At 56.1% G+C, this 18,054-nt stretch carries 16 protein-coding genes; 3 read left to right on the forward strand and 13 right to left on the reverse strand.

Annotation, left to right across the window (positions count from 1 at the left end; genetic code table 11):
• Nucleotides 1-131: 131 nt before the first annotated feature.
• On the reverse strand, nucleotides 132-1,445 hold the full coding sequence (locus tag E6C51_RS15840; RefSeq protein ID WP_407920822.1) for an NAD(P)/FAD-dependent oxidoreductase: 1,314 nt from the start codon (nucleotides 1,443-1,445) through the stop codon (nucleotides 132-134).
• Nucleotides 1,445-2,797: a glutamine synthetase family protein gene (locus E6C51_RS15845; RefSeq protein ID WP_146935273.1), complete on the reverse strand. Its 1,353-nt coding sequence runs from the start codon at nucleotides 2,795-2,797 to the stop codon at nucleotides 1,445-1,447. The genes E6C51_RS15840 and E6C51_RS15845 overlap by 1 nt, the downstream gene beginning before the upstream one ends.
• A 322-nt stretch (nucleotides 2,798-3,119) precedes the next feature.
• On the opposite strand from E6C51_RS15845, the gene E6C51_RS15850 reads away from it, so the two are divergent.
• On the forward strand, nucleotides 3,120-3,812 hold the full coding sequence (locus E6C51_RS15850; protein WP_146935275.1) for a GntR family transcriptional regulator: 693 nt from the start codon (nucleotides 3,120-3,122) through the stop codon (nucleotides 3,810-3,812).
• A gap of 117 nt (nucleotides 3,813-3,929) precedes the next feature.
• Nucleotides 3,930-5,786, forward strand: coding sequence for a DNA helicase RecQ (recQ, locus tag E6C51_RS15855; protein WP_190236678.1), 1,857 nt, complete (start codon nucleotides 3,930-3,932; stop codon nucleotides 5,784-5,786).
• A gap of 10 nt (nucleotides 5,787-5,796) precedes the next feature.
• Here recQ and E6C51_RS15860 read toward each other — a convergent pair whose 3' ends face one another.
• Entirely contained in the window at nucleotides 5,797-6,807 is a 1,011-nt protein-coding gene (locus tag E6C51_RS15860; RefSeq protein ID WP_190236679.1) for a zinc-binding alcohol dehydrogenase family protein, read from the reverse strand.
• A gap of 245 nt (nucleotides 6,808-7,052) precedes the next feature.
• Nucleotides 7,053-7,286, reverse strand: coding sequence for a BrnA antitoxin family protein (locus tag E6C51_RS15865; RefSeq protein ID WP_146935331.1), 234 nt, complete (start codon nucleotides 7,284-7,286; stop codon nucleotides 7,053-7,055).
• Nucleotides 7,287-7,539: 253 nt separating this feature from the next.
• On the opposite strand from E6C51_RS15865, the gene E6C51_RS15870 reads away from it, so the two are divergent.
• A complete protein-coding gene (locus E6C51_RS15870; protein WP_190236680.1) occupies nucleotides 7,540-8,583 on the forward strand; it encodes a LacI family DNA-binding transcriptional regulator in 1,044 nt (347 codons plus the stop codon).
• A 37-nt stretch (nucleotides 8,584-8,620) separates the two neighbouring features.
• On the opposite strand, the gene E6C51_RS15875 is transcribed toward E6C51_RS15870, so the two are convergent.
• The 9 genes from E6C51_RS15875 to E6C51_RS15915 form a co-directional block, all read right to left on the reverse strand.
• Entirely contained in the window at nucleotides 8,621-9,703 is a 1,083-nt protein-coding gene (locus E6C51_RS15875) for an ABC transporter ATP-binding protein (protein ID WP_190236681.1), read from the reverse strand.
• Nucleotides 9,700-10,500 (reverse strand): ABC transporter permease, encoded by an 801-nt coding sequence (locus tag E6C51_RS15880; protein ID WP_190236682.1) that lies wholly within the window; start codon nucleotides 10,498-10,500, stop codon nucleotides 9,700-9,702. Before E6C51_RS15880 ends, E6C51_RS15875 begins: the two co-directional genes overlap by 4 nt.
• 1 nt (nucleotide 10,501) lies before the next feature.
• Nucleotides 10,502-11,371: an ABC transporter permease gene (locus tag E6C51_RS15885; RefSeq protein ID WP_190236683.1), complete on the reverse strand. Its 870-nt coding sequence runs from the start codon at nucleotides 11,369-11,371 to the stop codon at nucleotides 10,502-10,504.
• Nucleotides 11,372-11,431: 60 nt separating this feature from the next.
• Nucleotides 11,432-12,442 carry an ABC transporter substrate-binding protein gene (locus E6C51_RS15890; RefSeq protein ID WP_190236684.1) on the reverse strand — a complete coding sequence of 337 codons (1,011 nt, stop codon included), beginning with the start codon at nucleotides 12,440-12,442 and terminating at the stop codon, nucleotides 11,432-11,434.
• A 114-nt stretch (nucleotides 12,443-12,556) separates the two neighbouring features.
• Nucleotides 12,557-14,023 carry an aldehyde dehydrogenase gene (locus E6C51_RS15895; RefSeq protein ID WP_190236685.1) on the reverse strand — a complete coding sequence of 489 codons (1,467 nt, stop codon included), beginning with the start codon at nucleotides 14,021-14,023 and terminating at the stop codon, nucleotides 12,557-12,559.
• Nucleotides 14,024-14,027: 4 nt separating this feature from the next.
• The gene (locus E6C51_RS15900) at nucleotides 14,028-15,068 is read right to left on the reverse strand and encodes an LLM class flavin-dependent oxidoreductase (RefSeq protein WP_190236686.1); all 1,041 of its coding nucleotides are present in this window, start codon (nucleotides 15,066-15,068) and stop codon (nucleotides 14,028-14,030) included.
• Entirely contained in the window at nucleotides 15,065-16,003 is a 939-nt protein-coding gene (locus tag E6C51_RS15905) for a flavin reductase family protein (protein ID WP_190236687.1), read from the reverse strand. The genes E6C51_RS15900 and E6C51_RS15905 overlap by 4 nt, the downstream gene beginning before the upstream one ends.
• Nucleotides 16,000-16,845: an alpha/beta fold hydrolase gene (locus tag E6C51_RS15910; RefSeq protein ID WP_190236688.1), complete on the reverse strand. Its 846-nt coding sequence runs from the start codon at nucleotides 16,843-16,845 to the stop codon at nucleotides 16,000-16,002. The genes E6C51_RS15905 and E6C51_RS15910 overlap by 4 nt, the downstream gene beginning before the upstream one ends.
• An 11-nt stretch (nucleotides 16,846-16,856) precedes the next feature.
• Nucleotides 16,857-17,459: an amino acid synthesis family protein gene (locus tag E6C51_RS15915; RefSeq protein ID WP_146935349.1), complete on the reverse strand. Its 603-nt coding sequence runs from the start codon at nucleotides 17,457-17,459 to the stop codon at nucleotides 16,857-16,859.
• Between the last annotated feature and the right edge of the window lie 595 nt (nucleotides 17,460-18,054).

Below are 18,054 nucleotides of genomic sequence, written 5' to 3' on the forward strand. Positions count from 1 at the left end.
TCCGGGTCCTCCTCACCCATATCCTTCACGCCCTTCGTGAATATCGATTGCACCCTCTCCCAGGGAGCAATCGATAGTTTCACACTAAAGAACGATTTGGATTAGTATGCAACACTTATTAATCTGCATCTTTAAAGACCAAAGGCATCCTTGAACTGATACCACCACGACCCGATGGTGGAATATTGCGCCCGGAACATGCGACCTCCGGGGAAAGGAATCCACGGCAGTTTGGCAAATTGATCAAATCGGCTGGAATCGGCTCCGCTGATCACTTCGCTCAAAATCTTGCCAAAAAGATGCGATCCGGTCACGCCATGACCACTATAGCCATGGGCAAAATAGGTGTTTTTGCCAATCCGGCCCATCTGCGGCACGCGCGAAAACGACAGGGCAAAATTGCCATTCCAGGCATAGTCAATCTTCACGCCCTTCATCTGCGGAAAGACTTTTTCCAGATTGGGGCGCAATTTAGCGCGCACATCGGCAGCATCCGTGCCGCCATAGACTGTGCCGCCACCGAAAATCAGGCGATTATCCGCCGACAGGCGGAAATAATCCAGAATATAGCGCACATCTTCAACGCACATATCGCTCGGAATCAGCCCTCTCGCCCGCTCCTCGCCCAAAGGCTCAGTGGCCATCATCTGTGTAGAAACCGGCATGACGCGCGACACCAGCTTTGGCACGACATGGCCCAGATAGGCGTTGCCGCATAGCACCACAGTGTTGGCAACCACCCGCCCCCTGTCTGTGATGATGGCGGGCTTCTCGGCCTCATGAGTGACCTTGACGGCTGGCGAATGCTCATAAATCACCCCGCCCAGACTTTCAAAGCCTGCGGCCTCACCAAGAGCAAGATTGAGCGGATGCAAATGTCCGCCGGTGGTGTCGAGCATACCGCCAACATAGGCGTCGGTGTTGACCAGCTTGCGGATCATCTCCTTGTCGAGCAGTTGATGATCGTCCATGCCATGGCTTTTCCACAGCGCCTTTTTATGCTCCAGCTCTTTCATATGGGCGCTGGTGTAGGCGGCATAGATATTACCGGGCTTCAGGTCACATTGAATATCATATTGGCTGACAAGCCGACGAATGATCTTGCCACCTTCCTGAACAAGACTGCCAACAAAAGCCCCGGCCTCCTGACCGTAACGGCGGGTGATGGTATCGAGACTGGCGTTGAGACCATTGACCAATTGTCCACCGTTGCGGCCCGATGCGCCCCAGCCGATGTGGGCACCTTCAACGACCACCACCTTATAGCCTTTTTCAGCCAGATGAATGGCGGTGGAAAGGCCCGAGTAGCCAGCGCCAAGCACGGCCACATCAGCTGTAACCTCGCCTTCCAGCACCTTCGGTGTTCGCTCGATATTGCGCGAGGCGGCGTAATAGCTGTCGGGGTAGGCACCGTTTCCGGCATAGGATGTTTTTTGTGCGCTCATCATACAATTTCCAGATAGGCACCGAATTCGAAATCGGTCACTTGTTCAGCAAAACCAGCAATTTCCTGACGTTTGCAGGCAATCAGCATGGCGCGAAGCTCGGCATCAAAAATTTCCGGCACGATCGAGCCGTTTTCAAAGGCTGTCACCGCCGCCCCCCATTCACTTGGAATGCTTGCGCCCCGACCCTGATAGGCGCGGCCCGAGGTTGGCTCGGCGGGCATCCATTTGTTACGAATACCCACCAGCGCCGCCCCCAGAATCGCAGCCATAACCAGATAGGGGTTTGCATCCGCGCCCGCCACGCGATGTTCAATACGTCGGGCCGAGCTTTTGCCGCCGGGAATACGAATGGCGGCGGTGCGGTTTTCATAACCCCATGAAATCCGGGTCGGCGCATGGGTATCGGGTCGCAGACGACGATAAGAGTTGAAATGCGGTGCAAACAGCAGCGTGGTTTCTTCCATGCCGCGCAAAAGACCTGCGACCGCATGTTTCATTACGTCCGAACCTTCAGCCGTGCCATCGTCGAAGATATTCTTGCCATTCGCATCAATAATGCTGAAATGCATGTGCATGCCACTGCCGGAGCGCCCGCCATAGGGCTTGGCCATAAAGGTGGCCGCCAGTCGGTGCTTGCGGGCGACGCCCTTGATGATGCGCTTCAAAAACAGAGCGTCATCGGCGGCTTTCAGCGGATCGTCAGAATGGAGCAGATTGATTTCAAACTGACCAATGCCGTTTTCGGCAACCGCCGAATCGGCTGGCACATTCTGACGTTTGCATTCGGCGTAAACGTCCGAGAAAAACTCACCAAAATCATCAAGCTCATCGATCGAAAGGATGGCGTCGGAGTCCAATCTTTTGCCGGTATAAGGCGAAATCGGCGGTTCGGCGTGATCTGGCTCAGGATCGACGAGATAAAACTCCATCTCGGATGCCACAACCGGCCTCAAGCCCAGCTCATGATATTGCCGTACAATCGCGGCCAGCGCCTGCCGGGGATCGGCCAGAAATGGTGTGCCGTCTTCCTTCACCAACCACAAAGGCACAACGGCGCTGGGCTTTAGCGTCCAGCCCACTGGCAAGGCACCGCGCCCTGTGGAGGCACAGATACCGTCAATATCGCCATTGGCAAACACGTGGGAGCTGCCCACAATATCTTCGCCCCAGATATCAACACCCACAATGGAAAGGGGCATACGAATGCCACCGCTGAGAACCTTCTCGATCTGATCAACCGGCACGCGCTTTCCACGCAAAATACCGTTCAAATCACAGACGACTGCCTGCACACTATCAATTGCAGACACATCAATGGCACTGCCGATCGCCTCGATATTCGAAGGCATGGGAAACTCCTGTCAGATGAATATCACAAAACAAAACTTGTGATCACATTAATGACTATGGCTGCTATTCATGAAGCCGTCAAGTTGCTACAGCACCTCTCACCAGATATGGCGCACAAAGGACGCTGTAACGCTTTAAATCTGCTGCATAATTTTCACCTTAAATCGATTCCGGTTTAAGGCATTATGCAGTAGAGTGCGTTTTGGAAAAGTGGTACTCAACTTTTCCGAATAGACAAACGAAAACAAAATGCGAGACTTTAGCAGGGCCAATCAGCACCTGATAAAGGCTACAAACCCGATAACCCGCATCGAGACTGCCATGAGCAAGCCATTTATGATGACCCTTGAGCAAACAGCGGGCATGACCACGCGCGAATATGCCTATCGTCGACTGCGCCAGACCATCATGGTCGGCGATATTCGACCCGGCGAAGCGCTGACCATCCGCGGCATCGCCGATGCCATGGACATCAGCCCCACGCCGGTGCGCGAGGCCCTGCGCCAGCTGAGCTCTGAAGGGGCTTTAAAGGTTCTCGATAACAGACGCATTGTTGTGCCTCACATGACACCTGAGCGCCTCGGCGAATTGATTGCCCTGCGCTCAACGCTTGAGCAACATGCCGCGCGGCGGGCGGTGGCTCATATCACAGAGAGGCAGATCGACGAACTCGTTGCGCTTGATAAAGCGCAGGACGAGGCCATCTCGAACAATGATAATGTTGGGGCTCTGGTTCTCAACCAAACTTTTCATCGCACGATCTATCAGGCCCATCCTGATCAGATGATTATGCCCATGGTCGAAAGCGTGTGGCTGCAACTGGGACCATTTCTCAGGATCGCCATGGAGCATGTCTCAGAGCTTTACCGGGTCGACCGGCACCAGGAAGCCATTGAGGCGCTGCGAAAACGCGACGAAAATGCCGTTGCCCAGGCAATCCATGCCGATATTCGCGAAGGCATTGGCGGCTTTGACCGCGAGGCGATCTTTAATCTGCTACGCATGTCGGCCTAAAGCCGGTTGCATTGAAGAGGATTCACTGCGACAGGCTTTACAGCACCGTGCGTTTTATAAAACGCGCAAGACCGACTGCAAATCATGGAGCTTCAACTTTTGATGGACAGCACCCGCATGCGGCAAACGGACAACAGCCTCGATTCTCTGTTTGAAAACGCCAGCGCGCCCACCCCGCTCTCCGTCCTACAAAAAATCTACGGCTATCCGTCCTTTCGCGGCAAGCAGGCCGATGTCATTGGCCATGTGGTTTCCGGTGGTGATGCGGTGGTGCTGTTTCCAACGGGTGCAGGCAAATCGCTGTGCTTTCAAATTCCGGCCCTGTGCCGGGAAGGTGTTGGCATTGTCGTGTCACCCTTGATTGCCTTGATGCGCGATCAGGTGCAGGCGCTCAAGCAATTGGGCGTGCGGGCGGCGGCCCTGAATTCATCGCTCAGCCGCGAAGAATTTGTCGAGGTGCGCCGGGCCATTGCCGATGGTGCGCTTGATCTTTTGTATGTTACGCCAGAGCGCATTGTCACCCCCGCCTTCAAGGAGGTGATGGGCAATGCCAGAATTGCCCTGTTTGCCATTGATGAAGCCCATTGCGTCTCGCAATGGGGCCATGATTTTCGCCCGGAATATCGCGAGCTTGGGCAACTTGCCGATCACTATCCCGGCGTGCCGCGCATCGCGCTGACCGCCACCGCCGATCCGCACACCCGTGACGATATTGTCGACAAGCTGGCGCTTCATAGTGCCAGTGTCTTCACCACCTCGTTTGACCGGCCCAACATTGCCTATGAGATTGTTGAGCGCGACCAGCCGCGCCAGCAGCTTTTGCGGTTTTTATCGCGCCACAAAGGCTCAAGCGGCATTGTCTATTGCCTGTCACGGGCGAAAGTGGAAGACACCGCAGAATGGCTGAATGCACAAGGCATCTATGCCCTGCCCTATCACGCCGGCATGGAGCGCGAGCTGCGCGACCGCAACCAGGATGCATTTTTGCGGGAGGAAAACCTCTGCCTTGTGGCAACCGTTGCCTTTGGCATGGGCATTGATAAACCCAATGTGCGCTATGTTGCCCATCTGGATTTGCCCGGCTCGGTGGAGGCCTATTATCAGGAAACAGGACGCGCTGGCCGCGACGGCCTGCCATCGGAAGTATGGATGGCCTATGGTATGGCCGATGTGATCCAGCGCGGGCGCATGATTGATGAAGGCAATTCCAGCACCGATGTCAAACGGGTGGAGCGCGCCAAGCTGAATGCGCTGTTGGCAATTTGTGAAACCCCCGGCTGCCGCAGGCAAGCCATCCTCGCCCATTTTGGCGAGGCCCATGCGGGCAGTTGCGGCAATTGCGATACCTGCCTCAAGCCCGTGGAAACATGGGATGGCACCGATGCTGCCATCAAGGCGCTGGCCGCCATTTATCGCACCGGTCAGCGCTTTGGTGCGGGCCATTTGATCGACGTGTTGATGGGCAATGAAAATGAGCGCACCATCCGCTTTGGCCATAGCGATATGCCGGTGTTTGGCGCGGGCAAGGATTTGCCGGTCAAGACCTGGCAATCGGTTTATCGGCAATTGCTGGCCGCAGGCCTCATCACAGTCAATCACGAAGCCTATGGTGCTTTGACGCTGACTGACGAGGCCCGCACTGTGTTCAAGCGCGAGCGCGAGGTGCGTTTTCGCAAGGACCGCCCCACCAAGGGCAAGGCGTCGCGAAGTGCCTCGCCCAGCTCTGCCAACGCCAAATCAGCTCTTTCCGAGACGGATATGGCTTTGTTTGAGGCGCTGCGCGCAAAGCGCATGAGCATTGCCAAAGAGTTGGCCATTCCGCCCTATGTGGTTTTTCCCGACACCACGCTTGTGGCCTTTGCCACCGAGCGGCCAATGAACAGCAAAGACCTGCTTGGCATTTCCGGTGTTGGCCAATCCAAGCTGGAACGCTATGGCGATGCGTTTTTAGAGGTCATCCATAACCATGAATAGAAGGCTACCCTCACACCTCGAGAATAGCCTTGATGACCCCCGCTTCCGGCTTTGACCATTCCGGCAGCAAAGTCTCAGCGTCTTCAAGACGGCCTCGATGGGTGTTGAGCGCCCGCGTTGGCACTTTGCCCGCCTCCATTTGGCGCACAACTTCTGCGAAATCATCCGGCTGGGCATTGCGGCTGGCATAGAGGGTGATTTCACGCTTGTGGAAATCGGGATCGGAGAAGGTAATATCCTGACGCACCACGCTGAGCAGCACATAACGCGCACCATGGGCCAGGAAATTGAAGCCGCGCTGCATCGGGATAGCATTGCCGGTGGCATCCACCACCACATCAAAACCATTGCCATCGGTTTGGCGCAAGGCTTCTGTCTCAGCCTGTTCATCGGCCAATAAAATGGCATCAGCACCAAGCTGATCGACGGCAAAGCGCAACCGGTCCTGCCGCGTATCCATCACCGTCACATGCGCGCCACGGGCTTTTGCGAAAATAATCGCTGACATGCCAATCGGGCCAGAGCCGGTAATCAGCACCCGATCGGACGCCGTGATATGGCCGCGCTTGACGCCATGGGCACCAATGGCCAAAAACTCGATCATCGCCGCATCTTCCAGCGGGATATTGCCGGTGGGCACCACATTGGCCGCAGGCACTGAAACATATTCAGCCATGCCGCCATCACAATGCACACCCAGAACCTGAATGTTGCAGCAGGCGTTGGTCAGGCCCTTGTTGCAAGCATGGCAATGGCCGCAAGACAGATAGGGCACAATATAGACCGGATCGCCAGCCTTTAACGGACTATCGGCGGGCGCTTCCTCCACCGTGCCCGAAAGCTCATGACCCATCACCCGCGGATATTCCAAAAAGGGATGCTTTCCCGCGAAAATATGAAAATCCGTGCCACAAATACCAACATGGCGAATGCGCACCAGCACCTCGCCCTCCCGCCGCACCGGCGCGGGGCGCGACACAATCTGCAAACGGCCCGGTTCTTCGCACAGAAGCGCTTTCATGATGTTTCCTCAAAGACTTGGTCATACAATCTGCTATGCCAAAAGCCGCCAGTTTTGGCGCGCCAATTTTCGCACACATGAGCGCTTCATTTACACGAATGGGCTTTTGTTCTTTTTGGGTAAAAGACCTTAAGCCTGAAAGCAATTTGTTTTTTATATAAAAAAATCACATTAAAAAACAGGCAACTCGCCGCACTGCTGCTCGGAAAACATCCGCCCAACTAGGACGCATCGATGAAATGCAGTTATGACGCGCTTTTCATCGCTGCCCGCAGCGCGTCGTTGATGCGATCTTGCCAGCCCGGTCCGTCTTCTTGAAAATGCGCAAGCACATCACTATCGATCCGAATGGAAACCATTTCCCTGGCATTGGGAATGGCAGGTTTTTCCACCGCTGGCGCTGCTGCCTTTTTTGCGGGCTTAAACAAGGCTTCCGCCGCATCCATTGGATTAACGGGTCGCCGGGGTGTCTGTGCCATGTTCAGATCCTTTACCACGTGAGAGCTCATGGGTCAGCGTGTTATCACACATGGCACACAGTCACATCTCAAACCTGCTGCATAACGACTGCATAATTCCTCTGATCATCACCACAGAAATATTATGCACATAAGTGCAAGCCAGTCATCGCACTGTCATCGAAAGCCATTATCCCACTCGTCGGGTTACGGACAGAAGAAAGCACAAGATGGCACATGTACTGGAGGCGGCCGGCTTCGGCTTTGAAACCCCATGACACCGCAGACGCCCGGCAAAAACCCGCGAAAAACACCAGAAAGAACCATTGCCAGTGCCGCCGAGGTTGCCAAACTCGCAGGCGTTTCGCGCTCCGCTGTCTCCCGAACATTTACGCCCGGTGCCTCGGTCTCAAAACAGACCCGCGCCCGCGTTTTGGCGGCAGCGGAAGCCCTGAGCTATCACGTCAATCATCTGGCGCGCGGTCTCAGCCAAGAAAAGAGCCGCCCGGTCTGCATTTTGGGGGCTGATCTCAAAGCGCCCTATCCGGCAAGCCTGCTGGATGCCCTCACGCAAAGGCTGCAACTGGCAGGGCGCGCTGTGATGGTGATCAACACCTCAGACGGCGAGGCCAATGCCGATGACGCCCTCCGGCAAACGCTGAATTACCGGGCCTCCGCCACCATTGTTCTGTCTGGCACGCCGCCCTCGTCTTTGGTGGAAACCTGCGTCAAAAGCGGCCAGCATGTCATCCTGATCAACCGGGCGGAACAATTGGACGGTGCAGACCACATCACAATTGATTATGCTGCGGCCATGAATGATGCACACCATATGCTCAGTCGGGCGGGGTGCACGCGCATGGCCATCGTATCATCCACCCTAGCATCGCCCAGCCTCATTGCCCGCGAACAGCTGTTCATGGCGGCGGCAGAACGGGCTGGCCACATCTGCACCCTGACGCGCATCGGACCAACCAGTTACCGCACCGGAGCGGAAGCAGCCCGACAATTGCTGGCGGTGCGGGATCGCCCAGAGGGCATATTTTGCGTCACGGACCTGATTGCCTGCGGCTTCATGGATGCAGCCCGCCAGGAATTCGGCTTGAGGATACCACAAGACATGTGCGTGGTCGGCTTTGAAGATATTGAGATGGCCAGCTGGCTTGGCTATCGGTTGACCACCTTTGCTCAACCGATGACGCGAATAGTCGATGCCATTGCTGATCTGCTGGAACATGCCGGTGAAGACGTAGGTGAACGTCAGAGCCTGATTTTAGGTGCTGCACCCGTGTGGCGCAACAGCGTGCGCCCCGCCTGAAAGGTTTCAGACGGGGCGAGCCTAACCTTCTTCTCGCTCAACAGAATACTTGAGCAGACGCCGGATCAAACGCAAGGTGAACAAGATCGCCGCGCGCAAGGCCCGCAATCGCTTCATGGCCGAATGGCAGTCGCACGGCCAAGGACTCGCCCGAGCCGGTATGGGCGGCCACATGCACGTTGCTGCCAAGGAAGGTGATATCGCTGACGGTGGCCTGAAAACCATTGGCTGTGCTGGATGGCTTGCGGCTGAGCTGTAGCCGCTCCGGGCGCAACATCAAGGCCGCTTTTTTGCCGGGAGCAGCATCACCATGCATGGGAACATGCTCGATAACCGTATCCCGGCCCAGCGACACCGTCGCCCGACCATCTGACGCTGAGAGGAGATCGCAGGCGATAAAATCGCTATCGCCAATGAATTCCGCGACAAAACGGGTGGCGGGATGAGCGTAGAGCTCCGGCCCGGTGCCAATCTGGTCGATAACCCCTTTGGAAAAGACGGCGATCCGATCCGAAAGCCGCAAAGCCTCTTCCTGATCATGGGTGACGTAGAGGATGGTTACTTCCGTCTGCTGGTGAATGCGGCGGATTTCGTACTGAATTTCTTCACGCAGCTTTTTATCCAGAGCGGACAGTGGCTCATCCATCAACAGCACTGGCGGATCATAGGCAAGGGCGCGCGCCAGCGCCACGCGCTGCTGCTGGCCACCCGACATTTGCACCGGCTTTCTATCTTCAAAACCCTCAAGGCGAACAAGCCGCAGCATCTCTTTGACCTTGGCATCAATGTCGGCCTTGCTGCGTCCGCGCACTTTCAGCGGAAAGGCAATGTTTTCGCCCACGGAAAGATGCGGAAACAGCGTATAACGCTGGAACACCATGCCGATGTTGCGCTTGTGCGATGGTGTGGACAGCAGGCTCTCGCCGTTCAGCAGGATATCGCCCGCTGTCGGTTGCTCAAAGCCTGCGAGAATATAAAGCGTGGTGCTTTTGCCCGAACCCGACGGCCCCAGAAAGGTCATGAACTCGCCCGGCTGCACATTGAGATTGACGTCCTGAACGGCAACAACAGGGCCGTAATATTTGCGGATACCGCGAATTTGCAGGAGCGGCTGGGTCATGTTTTCAGTCCTTTTCGCACAGCCGCGACAAGCAGCATGAGAAGAATGGTCACCGCGATGAGCAGCGTGGATGCGGCAGCAATCACAGGAGTCAGATCCTGACGCAGCGTGGCCCAGATTTTCACAGGCAGTGTCTGCAATGTTGGACTGGCCATAAAAATCGCCAGCACCACCTCGTCCCAGGATGTCAGGAAGGAGAAAATTGCGGCCGAGAAAAGGCCGTGACTGATCGCAGGCAGCGTGATGCGGATTTTCGCTTGCAGAGGCGAGGCACCGCACAGCACGGCAGCATCTTCAATGGATTTGTCAAAACCTTCCAGCGCGCCGGTCAGTGCCAGAATGGAAAATGGCAGCGCCACAACAAGATGGGCGATCACGAAACCCGTTGTGGTTCCGGCAAGGCCAATTTTCAGGAAAAGAGCGTAGAGCGCCACCGCCAGCACCACCACCGGCAAGATCATCGGCGTCATAAACAGCGCACGCAGCGTGTTACGGCCGATAAACCGGCCACGCACCAGCCCGAAAGACGCCACCAGACCGATGAGAACAGACAGCACCGTGACCATCAGGGCGATGCGAAGGCTTGTCCAGGCGGCCTCCAGCCATCTTGGATCCGCAAAGAACTCCGCATACCATTTCAATGTCCAACCGGGTGGCGGAAAGATCAACCATTGTGATGAGCCAAACGACAGGGCGGCGATGAAGACAATCGGCAAAATCAGAAATGCTGCGGTGAGCACTGTTATCAGCAAAAGCACCCATTTCCACACACCAAGGCTGTTGTAATTCAAAAGCATATCAGCGCTCCCCCGCCCCGGTGACACCGAAAAATTTAAGCTGCACCGCGTAGAGCGCAAGCGTCACCACGAGAAGAACGAGTGCGGCGGCTCCGCCCATGCCCCAGTTGACCAGCGACTGCACGAATTGCGTAATCAGTTCTGCCAGCATCATGTTTGCGGTTCCGCCAAGCAGCGCTGGGGTTACGAAATAGCCAAGCGACATGACAAACACCATCAATGCCCCGGCCATCATGCCGGGGGCGGCCAGCGGAATGAGCACTTTTGTCAGGGCTTGCCAGCGGGTTGCGCCGCATAGCGCTGCGGCCTGAAGAATGGCGGGATCGATCTTGCGGATTACCCCATAGAGCGGAATGATAATGAAGGGCAGCATGATATAGGTCATGCCAATGGTAACGCCTGTGAGATTATTGACCAGCGCAAGCGGCTTATCAATGATGCCAAGGCCGATCAGCATCTTGTTGATCACGCCTGTTCTTTGCAGCAGCACCATCCACGCATAGGTGCGCGCCAAAAGATTGGTCCACATCGACAAAAGCAGAACGGCAAAGATGATGGAAGAAAGCCGCGACGGCATGATGGCCAAGGCCCAGGCGACGGGAAAGCCGATGATAAGAGAGACCACCGTCACTAATGCTGCCACGGTGAAGGTGTTGAAGAAAATCTTCAGATAGGTGGTACTGCCCAGCAAGGCCGCATAATTGCTAAAGCCAAAAACCGGATCTGTGACGCTACGCGACAGAAGAATCAAAACGGGAATGACAAAAAACAGGATGAGAAGCGCAAGCGCCGGCACGGTCGCCGCAAAGTTTCCAAGACGAAAAGCCCGCCTTCCCTTCGGGCCGACTGTTTCAGTGGTAAGCGACACCATGTTCTAACCTCCCGAACGTGGAAATTTGCGCAGGCGGCGTTGGCCACCCGCGCCGTTATGTTATTTCGCCTGCCAGGCGTACCAGCGCTCGCCGATTTCATCGCGATGCTGCGCCCAATAGTTCATATCGGCATTCACCTGACTTGCGGTCTGCTGATCCGGCAGGGACTTGGCGATTTTCGCATCCATCAGTCTGGCAGATTCGATGTTGACCGGGGCATAACCCGTGGCTGTTGCCATATCCGCTTGTGCCTGCGGCGAGGTGGCCAAGGCAATAAACTTCATGGCCGCCTCCTTATTCTTGGATCCCTTTGGAATGACAAGCGAATCGGCAGCGGTAATATTTTGCGTCCAGGACGTTTCCACCTTCACGCCGCTTTGCTCAAGTGCTGTCATGCGACCATTCCAGACGCTGCCGAAAGGCGCTTCCGCAGAGGCGATCAATTGCTGAGACTGTGCGCCACCAGACCACCAGATGATATCGGATTTGATCGTATCCAGTTTCTTGAAAGCACGGTCGAGATCAAGAGGATAGAGCTTGTCTGGCGCGACCCCATCCGCCAGAAGCGCGGCTTCAATCACGCCCGGCGCAGACCACTTGTAGAAGGTGCGCTTGCCCGGAAATTTCTTCGTATCGAACAAATCAGCCCATGTCTTGGGGCAGGCAGACACCGCATCAACATTGCAGCCAATGACAAAGGAATAATAGAAGCTGCCAACCGAATAATCCGTCACGAAGCGCGGGTCGAGCTTGGATTTGTCGATGACGCTGAAATCAAGCTTTTCCAGCAGGCCTTTCGGGCCAGCCTGCGCCGCGTAGTCACCTTCGACATCAACCACATCCCATGTCACCGCATTTGCCTCGACCATGGCTTTCAGCTTGCCATAGTCGGTTGGGCCATCCTGAAGCACCTTGATGCCGGTGGCGGCGGTGAACTTGTCAGCCCAGGCCGCTTTCTGGGCATCTTGCGTGGTCCCGCCCCAGCTCGAAAAGACCAGATCCTTCGCCTGCGCGTTGGCGCAAAGAGCAAAAAGTGCGACGCATGTGGACACTACCAGTTTCGATCTCATGTTCCCTTACTCCGTTTGAGAGTTTGTTGTTGGTATGCACGTCTCGTCCGGCTCTTTTCAGATAGGTGATGAAAAACACACCGGCGTCATGGTGGCGCTGTCGAAAGCCATGGCTCAGCGCATCACGAAAGGATCGGGGATCGGATCATCAGAGGTGCGCAGCCAGATGGTTTTGGTACGGGTATAATCCAGCGCTGCGGCAAGCCCACCTTCGCGACCGTCTCCCGACAGGCCAAAACCGCCAAACGGCGCAATCGGTGATACCGCCCGATAGGTATTGACCCAGACAATGCCTGCGCGAATGGACTTCATCAGCCGATGCGCCCGCGTCAGGTTCTGTGTGAACACGCCAGAGGCCAGACCATAGGCCGTATCATTGGCGAGAGAGAGGGCTTGCGCCTCCGTTTCAAAGGAAACAACCGAAAGAACCGGGCCGAAAAACTCTTTTTCCATCGATGGCGAGCGGATGCCGTCACAATCAAGAATGGTCGGACGATAAAAATAGCCGTCACCGTCCACGGGTGCGCCGCCCGTCACCACCTTCGCGCCCGCCTCCACGGAGGCGCTCACAAGGCTTGCAATGTGTTTTCTCTGGCGTTCGGTTGCCAATGGTCCCACTTCTGTTGTCATGTCCAGCGGTGCGCCGATGCGGATCGCTTCCGCCTTTGCCTTCAGGAGCGCAAGGAAGCGGTCCTTGATGCTGCTCTCAACAATCAAGCGCGATCCGGCAACACAGCTTTGGCCGGTCGCGGCAAAAATGCCCGCCACCTGCGCGTTGGCTGCACTCTCCAGGTCCGCATCGGCAAAAACGAGGATCGGCGATTTGCCGCCCAATTCCAGCGACGTCGAAGCAAGGTTCTCGGCGGAATTGCGCACGATATGCCGCGCCGTGTCCGGCCCGCCGGTAAAGGCGATGTGCGCAACCTTGGCATGGGTGGTCAGTGCATTGCCGCAAGAGGTGCCAAAACCAGTGATGACATTGACGACACCGGCGGGAAAGCCTGCCTCATCCACCAGACGCGCAAATTCCAGCAACGGCGCGGGGCCGTCTTCCGATGCTTTGACAACGATGGTGCAGCCCGCAGCCAGCGCTGGCCCGATCTTCACCGCCGCCAGAAAAAGCTGGCTGTTCCAAGGCACAATCGCGGCCACCACACCAACCGGCTCTCGGCGCAGCCACACGTCCATGTCTGGCTTGTCGATGGGCAGATAGGCCCCTTCGATCTTGTCAGCCAGCCCGGCATAATAGCGATAATAATCGGCGACATAGGCAATCTGCGCCGAGGTTTCGCGGATGATCTTGCCGGTATCGCGGGTTTCCAGTTCAGCCAGTGTCCCGGCATGGGCTGCCACAAGGTCCGCCAGCCGATAGAGCAACTTCCCACGCTGGGTTGCTGTCAGTTTTGACCAGGCTGTGTCTTGGTAGAGTGCGCGGTGTGCGGCCTCAACCGCGCGGGCCACATCCGCCTCGCGGCTTTCCGGCATCTCAGCCCAGGGTGCGCCGGTTGCCGGATCAAGACTTGCAAACTGCGCCTCGCCATCTTCGAAACGTCCATCGATATAGCACTGGAAACGGCGCATGGTGCTACTCCTTGAAAGCCGGCATGACATCGGACAGGAAGCGCTCCAGAGAGGCTTTCTTGCGCTCGAAACTCATGCCCGTATCAACCCAGAAGGAATATTCGTCGTATCCCATGGCTTCATAGGCCTTGAGCCGGGAAATAACCTCATCGGCATTGCCGACAACATTGTTCTTGCGCATGACATCGCCCGACAGCATGGCATTTCCAGCAATATCTTCCGGCGCAATGCGCTCGATAAGACCCTGATGGATCGGCTTTTCATTTTTAAACCATGCAAAGAAATAATTGTAATAGACGCTCATTTCATCAGCCGCCTGCGCAATATCGGCTTCATCGGAGCCGACATAGGTGTGGCGCAGCAGCATGATTTTTGGCCGCGGTTTTTCCGGGTTTTTGGCGCAGGCATCGTTGAAGCGCCCCATCAGGGTTTCCACCTCGTCATCGCCTTGCCACAGCGGCGTCACCTGCACATTGCAATCATTGGCCACGGCAAATTCATGGGAATTGGGATCGCGTGCCGCAACCCAGATGGGGGGAAAGGGCTGTTGCAGCGGCTTGGGCGCAGAGGTGGTGGCAGGAAATGTGTAGAACTCGCCCTCATGGGCATAATCACCAGCCCACAAGCCCTTGACGGCAGGAATAAGCTCTCGCATCCGCTGCCCCGCACCCCAGGCATCTAGACCGGGGAGCAGGCGCTCATATTCGAAGGAATAGGCGCCGCGAGCAATGCCGATATCCAGACGCCCATCGCAAATCAGGTCTGTCATTGCCGCTTCACCGGCAAGCTTGATGGGATGCCAGAAGGGCGCAATCACCGTGCCGGTGCCCAGGCGCGCTGTCTTGGTGCGGCGCGCAAGATCGGCAATGGTCACGAAAGGATTGGGGGCAATGGTGAAATCCATGCCGTGATGTTCGCCGGTCCAGATGGCATGCATGCCGCCGCGATCAGCAATTTCGCACAGCGTCACAAACTCCTCATAGAGGGTCTTGTGATCCTGCGAAGCGTCCAGCCGCTCCATGTGAACGAAGAGGGAAAATTTCATGGGTTTGCCACCTTCATGGAAATGGGATGAACCTTGCCTGCGGTCTCGTTGCCGACATAAACGCCGAAATTGCCGATGGAGCTTTCCAGTGCAAAACGATTGACGATATCCGCCGTCGCACTGGAATTGAATTTTGCGCCACTGAGTGCGCTTGGGGGCAGGAAACGGCCCTTGCGCGGCACGCCATCGCCCTCGGCCAGCGCGTGGTAGACTATATGCTGAGATCCATCCGCCTTGTCTTCATAAACGGAGTAGAGAAAACCCGTCGAGACGGAAAAACCTGTCAGGTCTTCAAGCAGCTCTGTCAGCGCCGCAACCGGATCACCGCTTGAGATGACACAACCGGGCAGAGACAGCACGTCATCGCCCAGCAGATAAATCTCGCCATGGCGTTCCAGCACCGCACCAATTGCAATTTCGCCCTCGGCTGCCGCCGAGACCGCTTTGGCCGCCAATGTTGGCGTGAAATATCCGCCGCGCGCATAGCCAAGACCGTTGCGGCCGCTATTGTCGAAGGCGCTGACACGGCCAAGCAGAATGACATGATCGCCTGCATCAATCACGTCCTGCATCGAGCACTCGAACCATGCCGCAACATCGGCAAAAACCGGCGATCCCTGCGGCGCATCGGACCAAACCGCCGCCGCGAAGCGATCTTCCACCGGGCGGGCAAATGTGTTGGACAGATCCTTCTGACCCTCCGACAGGATATTGACGGCGAATGTCTTCGTCCCTGTCATGGCGGCGAAATTGCGCGACGTGCGTGCAAGGCAGATCAACAGCAATGGCGGATCAAGAGAAACCGAGGTGAAGGAATTGGCAGTGAAGCCGATGGGATGTCCCGCATCATCTCTGGTGGTCACAATCGTGACACCTGTTACGAAAGCGCCGAAGGCATCGCGCAAGGCGCGCGGATCAAGCGTTGCAACAGTCATTGCGGCTCCTCCTCAATAGACAGCCATTCGGCCAACAGTGCATTGACAGTCTCTGGCGCAGTCAGATTGACCATATGCCGATGCCCTTCGACAACGCGGGCATAACCGTGCGGCGTGATCGCCGCCATCTGTTCGGCCATCAGCGGCGTGGAATTGGGATCATCCGACCCGGTCAGAAAAAGAGCCGGACAGCGCACAGACGGCCAGCGATCGGCATAGGTTTCATCGCCACCCGCAAAGGCCGTGTAAGCAACGGCGTATCCCTCCAGATCTACCATTTCCAGCCAGCCCCGCGTCAACTCCCGCGCCTGTTGGCTCGTCACATCCCCACCGAACCAGCGCAATAACGGGCCTTCCTTGTCCACGCCGTCCGTGCGGATGGCGGCAGCACGGGCAAGAACCGCCGCCTTTGCCGTTGGATCACGCCGATAAACTCCGTTCAGATAACCAACACGTTTAATGCGATCTCCAAATGTCGCCGCTGCACCGCCAGAAATCAGAGCGCCCATGGAATGTCCGGCAACATTGGCGCGCACAATTGCAAGATCATCAAGAAAACGGCCAAACCAGCCGACGAAATCCACAAGCGTGCTGCCAGCGGGCAATCGTTCGCTGCTGCCATGCCCAGGCATATCCACCGCGATGACACGATGCGTTCTTGAAAATGTCTCGATCTGCGGCTGCCACGCTTCGAGCCGCATGCCAACACCATGAATGAGAAGCAGATCCTCGCCTTGACCCGCTTCAAAATAGGCTGCCCCACCTTTCGTCATCTTGCGAGGAAATGAAGCAGCCTGTGCCTTTGCAACATTGACATCGGATAGGGGGGCCGCCTCCTGCATCGGTGCCACCCTCAAACACCAGCCGGATTGGCGACATCCTGACCGAGATCCTTCAGATCCTGATAACGGTCACCAATGCGATGATGAGGTCTGCCGCCCACCGACGCACCAAGGGCAATAACGATTTCATCGGCCGCTGGCGCATCGGGAATGGCCGTCTGGATGGTCAGATAATGGGAGCGACGCCCCTCATCATTCTTGTCCATCAACGGAATCATGATCGGCGCATTGCCCGGACCACGAGTGTTGCAAAAGGCGAGATAGGATTTTGCGCCAACAGCCTGACGATAGTGATTGCCAAACCGCAATGTATGGATAAGCGCAGACGCATGCTCGATCTCGCCATCCAGCCCAACAACTGCCGCCTTGCCATAGGCCTCGACGGCCTCGCCAGAGCCAACGGCATCAAGGATCATCCTCGTCAGCAATTCACCTAAAATGGGCGCATTCGCGTGAATCTCCGGTTTCAGATCGGCCACAAAGCCTTGGCCAGCCCAGGGGTTCTTGATGACGGCAATGGCGCTGAACAGCTTCAAAGGCGTCGCAGCAGCCTTGCCCCCCTCAATCAACGTCGTTTCGACCTGCATCAGGGTCTTGCGGATCTGAATGGACATAAGCGCGCTCCGTAAATGTGATAGCTTATGGTATACCATAATACATTACTGTCAAGAGACGGTCCAACTTCATTCAAAATTGGAAAATATCCATTATTATCAGTTATTTAAAATATACCCCGCAATCCCGACACCAAGGGAGCGCCCCAGATATTTCGTTTGATACTGCGTATGCCGTCGGGCCATGCATTTGGGCTTTTTGGCCAACAGGCCCTGAGCTGCGACGGCATGGGCAGGACAGGCATCACCACTGCTGCCATCGGGTGTGAAGACGGGCAGGTGGGAATTTCCGCGAATGAGGTTTCCAGTTTATGGGATGTTCAGTTCTTGGCATTGCTGATTATGGCATACCATCACACCAAATGACTTGACCTGTCAATGAGCCGGCAGATTTTTTATAAATCGCTGTAAACTATCGATATTATCCAGAGATTTTCCGCATAAGTTTCTCACAGTCTGCTCAAGAATTGCTGTTGATCTGGAGAAAATGGTGATTTCGAGAATCGGAGCGGAGCGTCATTAAGGTAGGTGAGAACTGGAAACGCAGAAATTGCCATGGGCAGCCGGTTACAGCGCCGTGCGCCATATATGGCGC

Source organism: Gillisella terrae, from assembly GCF_004801395.1.
Classification (GTDB): domain Bacteria; phylum Pseudomonadota; class Alphaproteobacteria; order Rhizobiales; family Rhizobiaceae; genus Allorhizobium; species Allorhizobium terrae.

Bases quoted from the DNA above. Each gene is read 5' to 3' on its own strand.
- E6C51_RS15900 (WP_190236686.1), bottom strand. From the start codon at position 15,068: ATGAAATTTTCCCTCTTCGTTCACATGGAGCGGCTGGACGCTTCGCAG.
- E6C51_RS15840 (WP_407920822.1), bottom strand. From the start codon at position 1,445: ATGAGCGCACAAAAAACATCCTATGCCGGAAACGGTGCCTACCCCGAC.
- recQ (WP_190236678.1), top strand. From the start codon at position 3,930: ATGCGGCAAACGGACAACAGCCTCGATTCTCTGTTTGAAAACGCCAGC.
- E6C51_RS15865 (WP_146935331.1), bottom strand. From the start codon at position 7,286: ATGGCACAGACACCCCGGCGACCCGTTAATCCAATGGATGCGGCGGAA.
- E6C51_RS15885 (WP_190236683.1), bottom strand. From the start codon at position 11,371: ATGGTGTCGCTTACCACTGAAACAGTCGGCCCGAAGGGAAGGCGGGCT.
- E6C51_RS15880 (WP_190236682.1), bottom strand. From the start codon at position 10,500: ATGCTTTTGAATTACAACAGCCTTGGTGTGTGGAAATGGGTGCTTTTG.
- E6C51_RS15860 (WP_190236679.1), bottom strand. From the start codon at position 6,807: ATGAAAGCGCTTCTGTGCGAAGAACCGGGCCGTTTGCAGATTGTGTCG.
- E6C51_RS15850 (WP_146935275.1), top strand. From the start codon at position 3,120: ATGAGCAAGCCATTTATGATGACCCTTGAGCAAACAGCGGGCATGACC.
- E6C51_RS15890 (WP_190236684.1), bottom strand. From the start codon at position 12,442: ATGAGATCGAAACTGGTAGTGTCCACATGCGTCGCACTTTTTGCTCTT.
- E6C51_RS15870 (WP_190236680.1), top strand. From the start codon at position 7,540: ATGACACCGCAGACGCCCGGCAAAAACCCGCGAAAAACACCAGAAAGA.
- E6C51_RS15895 (WP_190236685.1), bottom strand. From the start codon at position 14,023: ATGCGCCGTTTCCAGTGCTATATCGATGGACGTTTCGAAGATGGCGAG.
- E6C51_RS15910 (WP_190236688.1), bottom strand. From the start codon at position 16,845: ATGCAGGAGGCGGCCCCCCTATCCGATGTCAATGTTGCAAAGGCACAG.
- E6C51_RS15915 (WP_146935349.1), bottom strand. From the start codon at position 17,459: ATGTCCATTCAGATCCGCAAGACCCTGATGCAGGTCGAAACGACGTTG.
- E6C51_RS15875 (WP_190236681.1), bottom strand. From the start codon at position 9,703: ATGACCCAGCCGCTCCTGCAAATTCGCGGTATCCGCAAATATTACGGC.
- E6C51_RS15905 (WP_190236687.1), bottom strand. From the start codon at position 16,003: ATGACTGTTGCAACGCTTGATCCGCGCGCCTTGCGCGATGCCTTCGGC.
- E6C51_RS15845 (WP_146935273.1), bottom strand. From the start codon at position 2,797: ATGCCTTCGAATATCGAGGCGATCGGCAGTGCCATTGATGTGTCTGCA.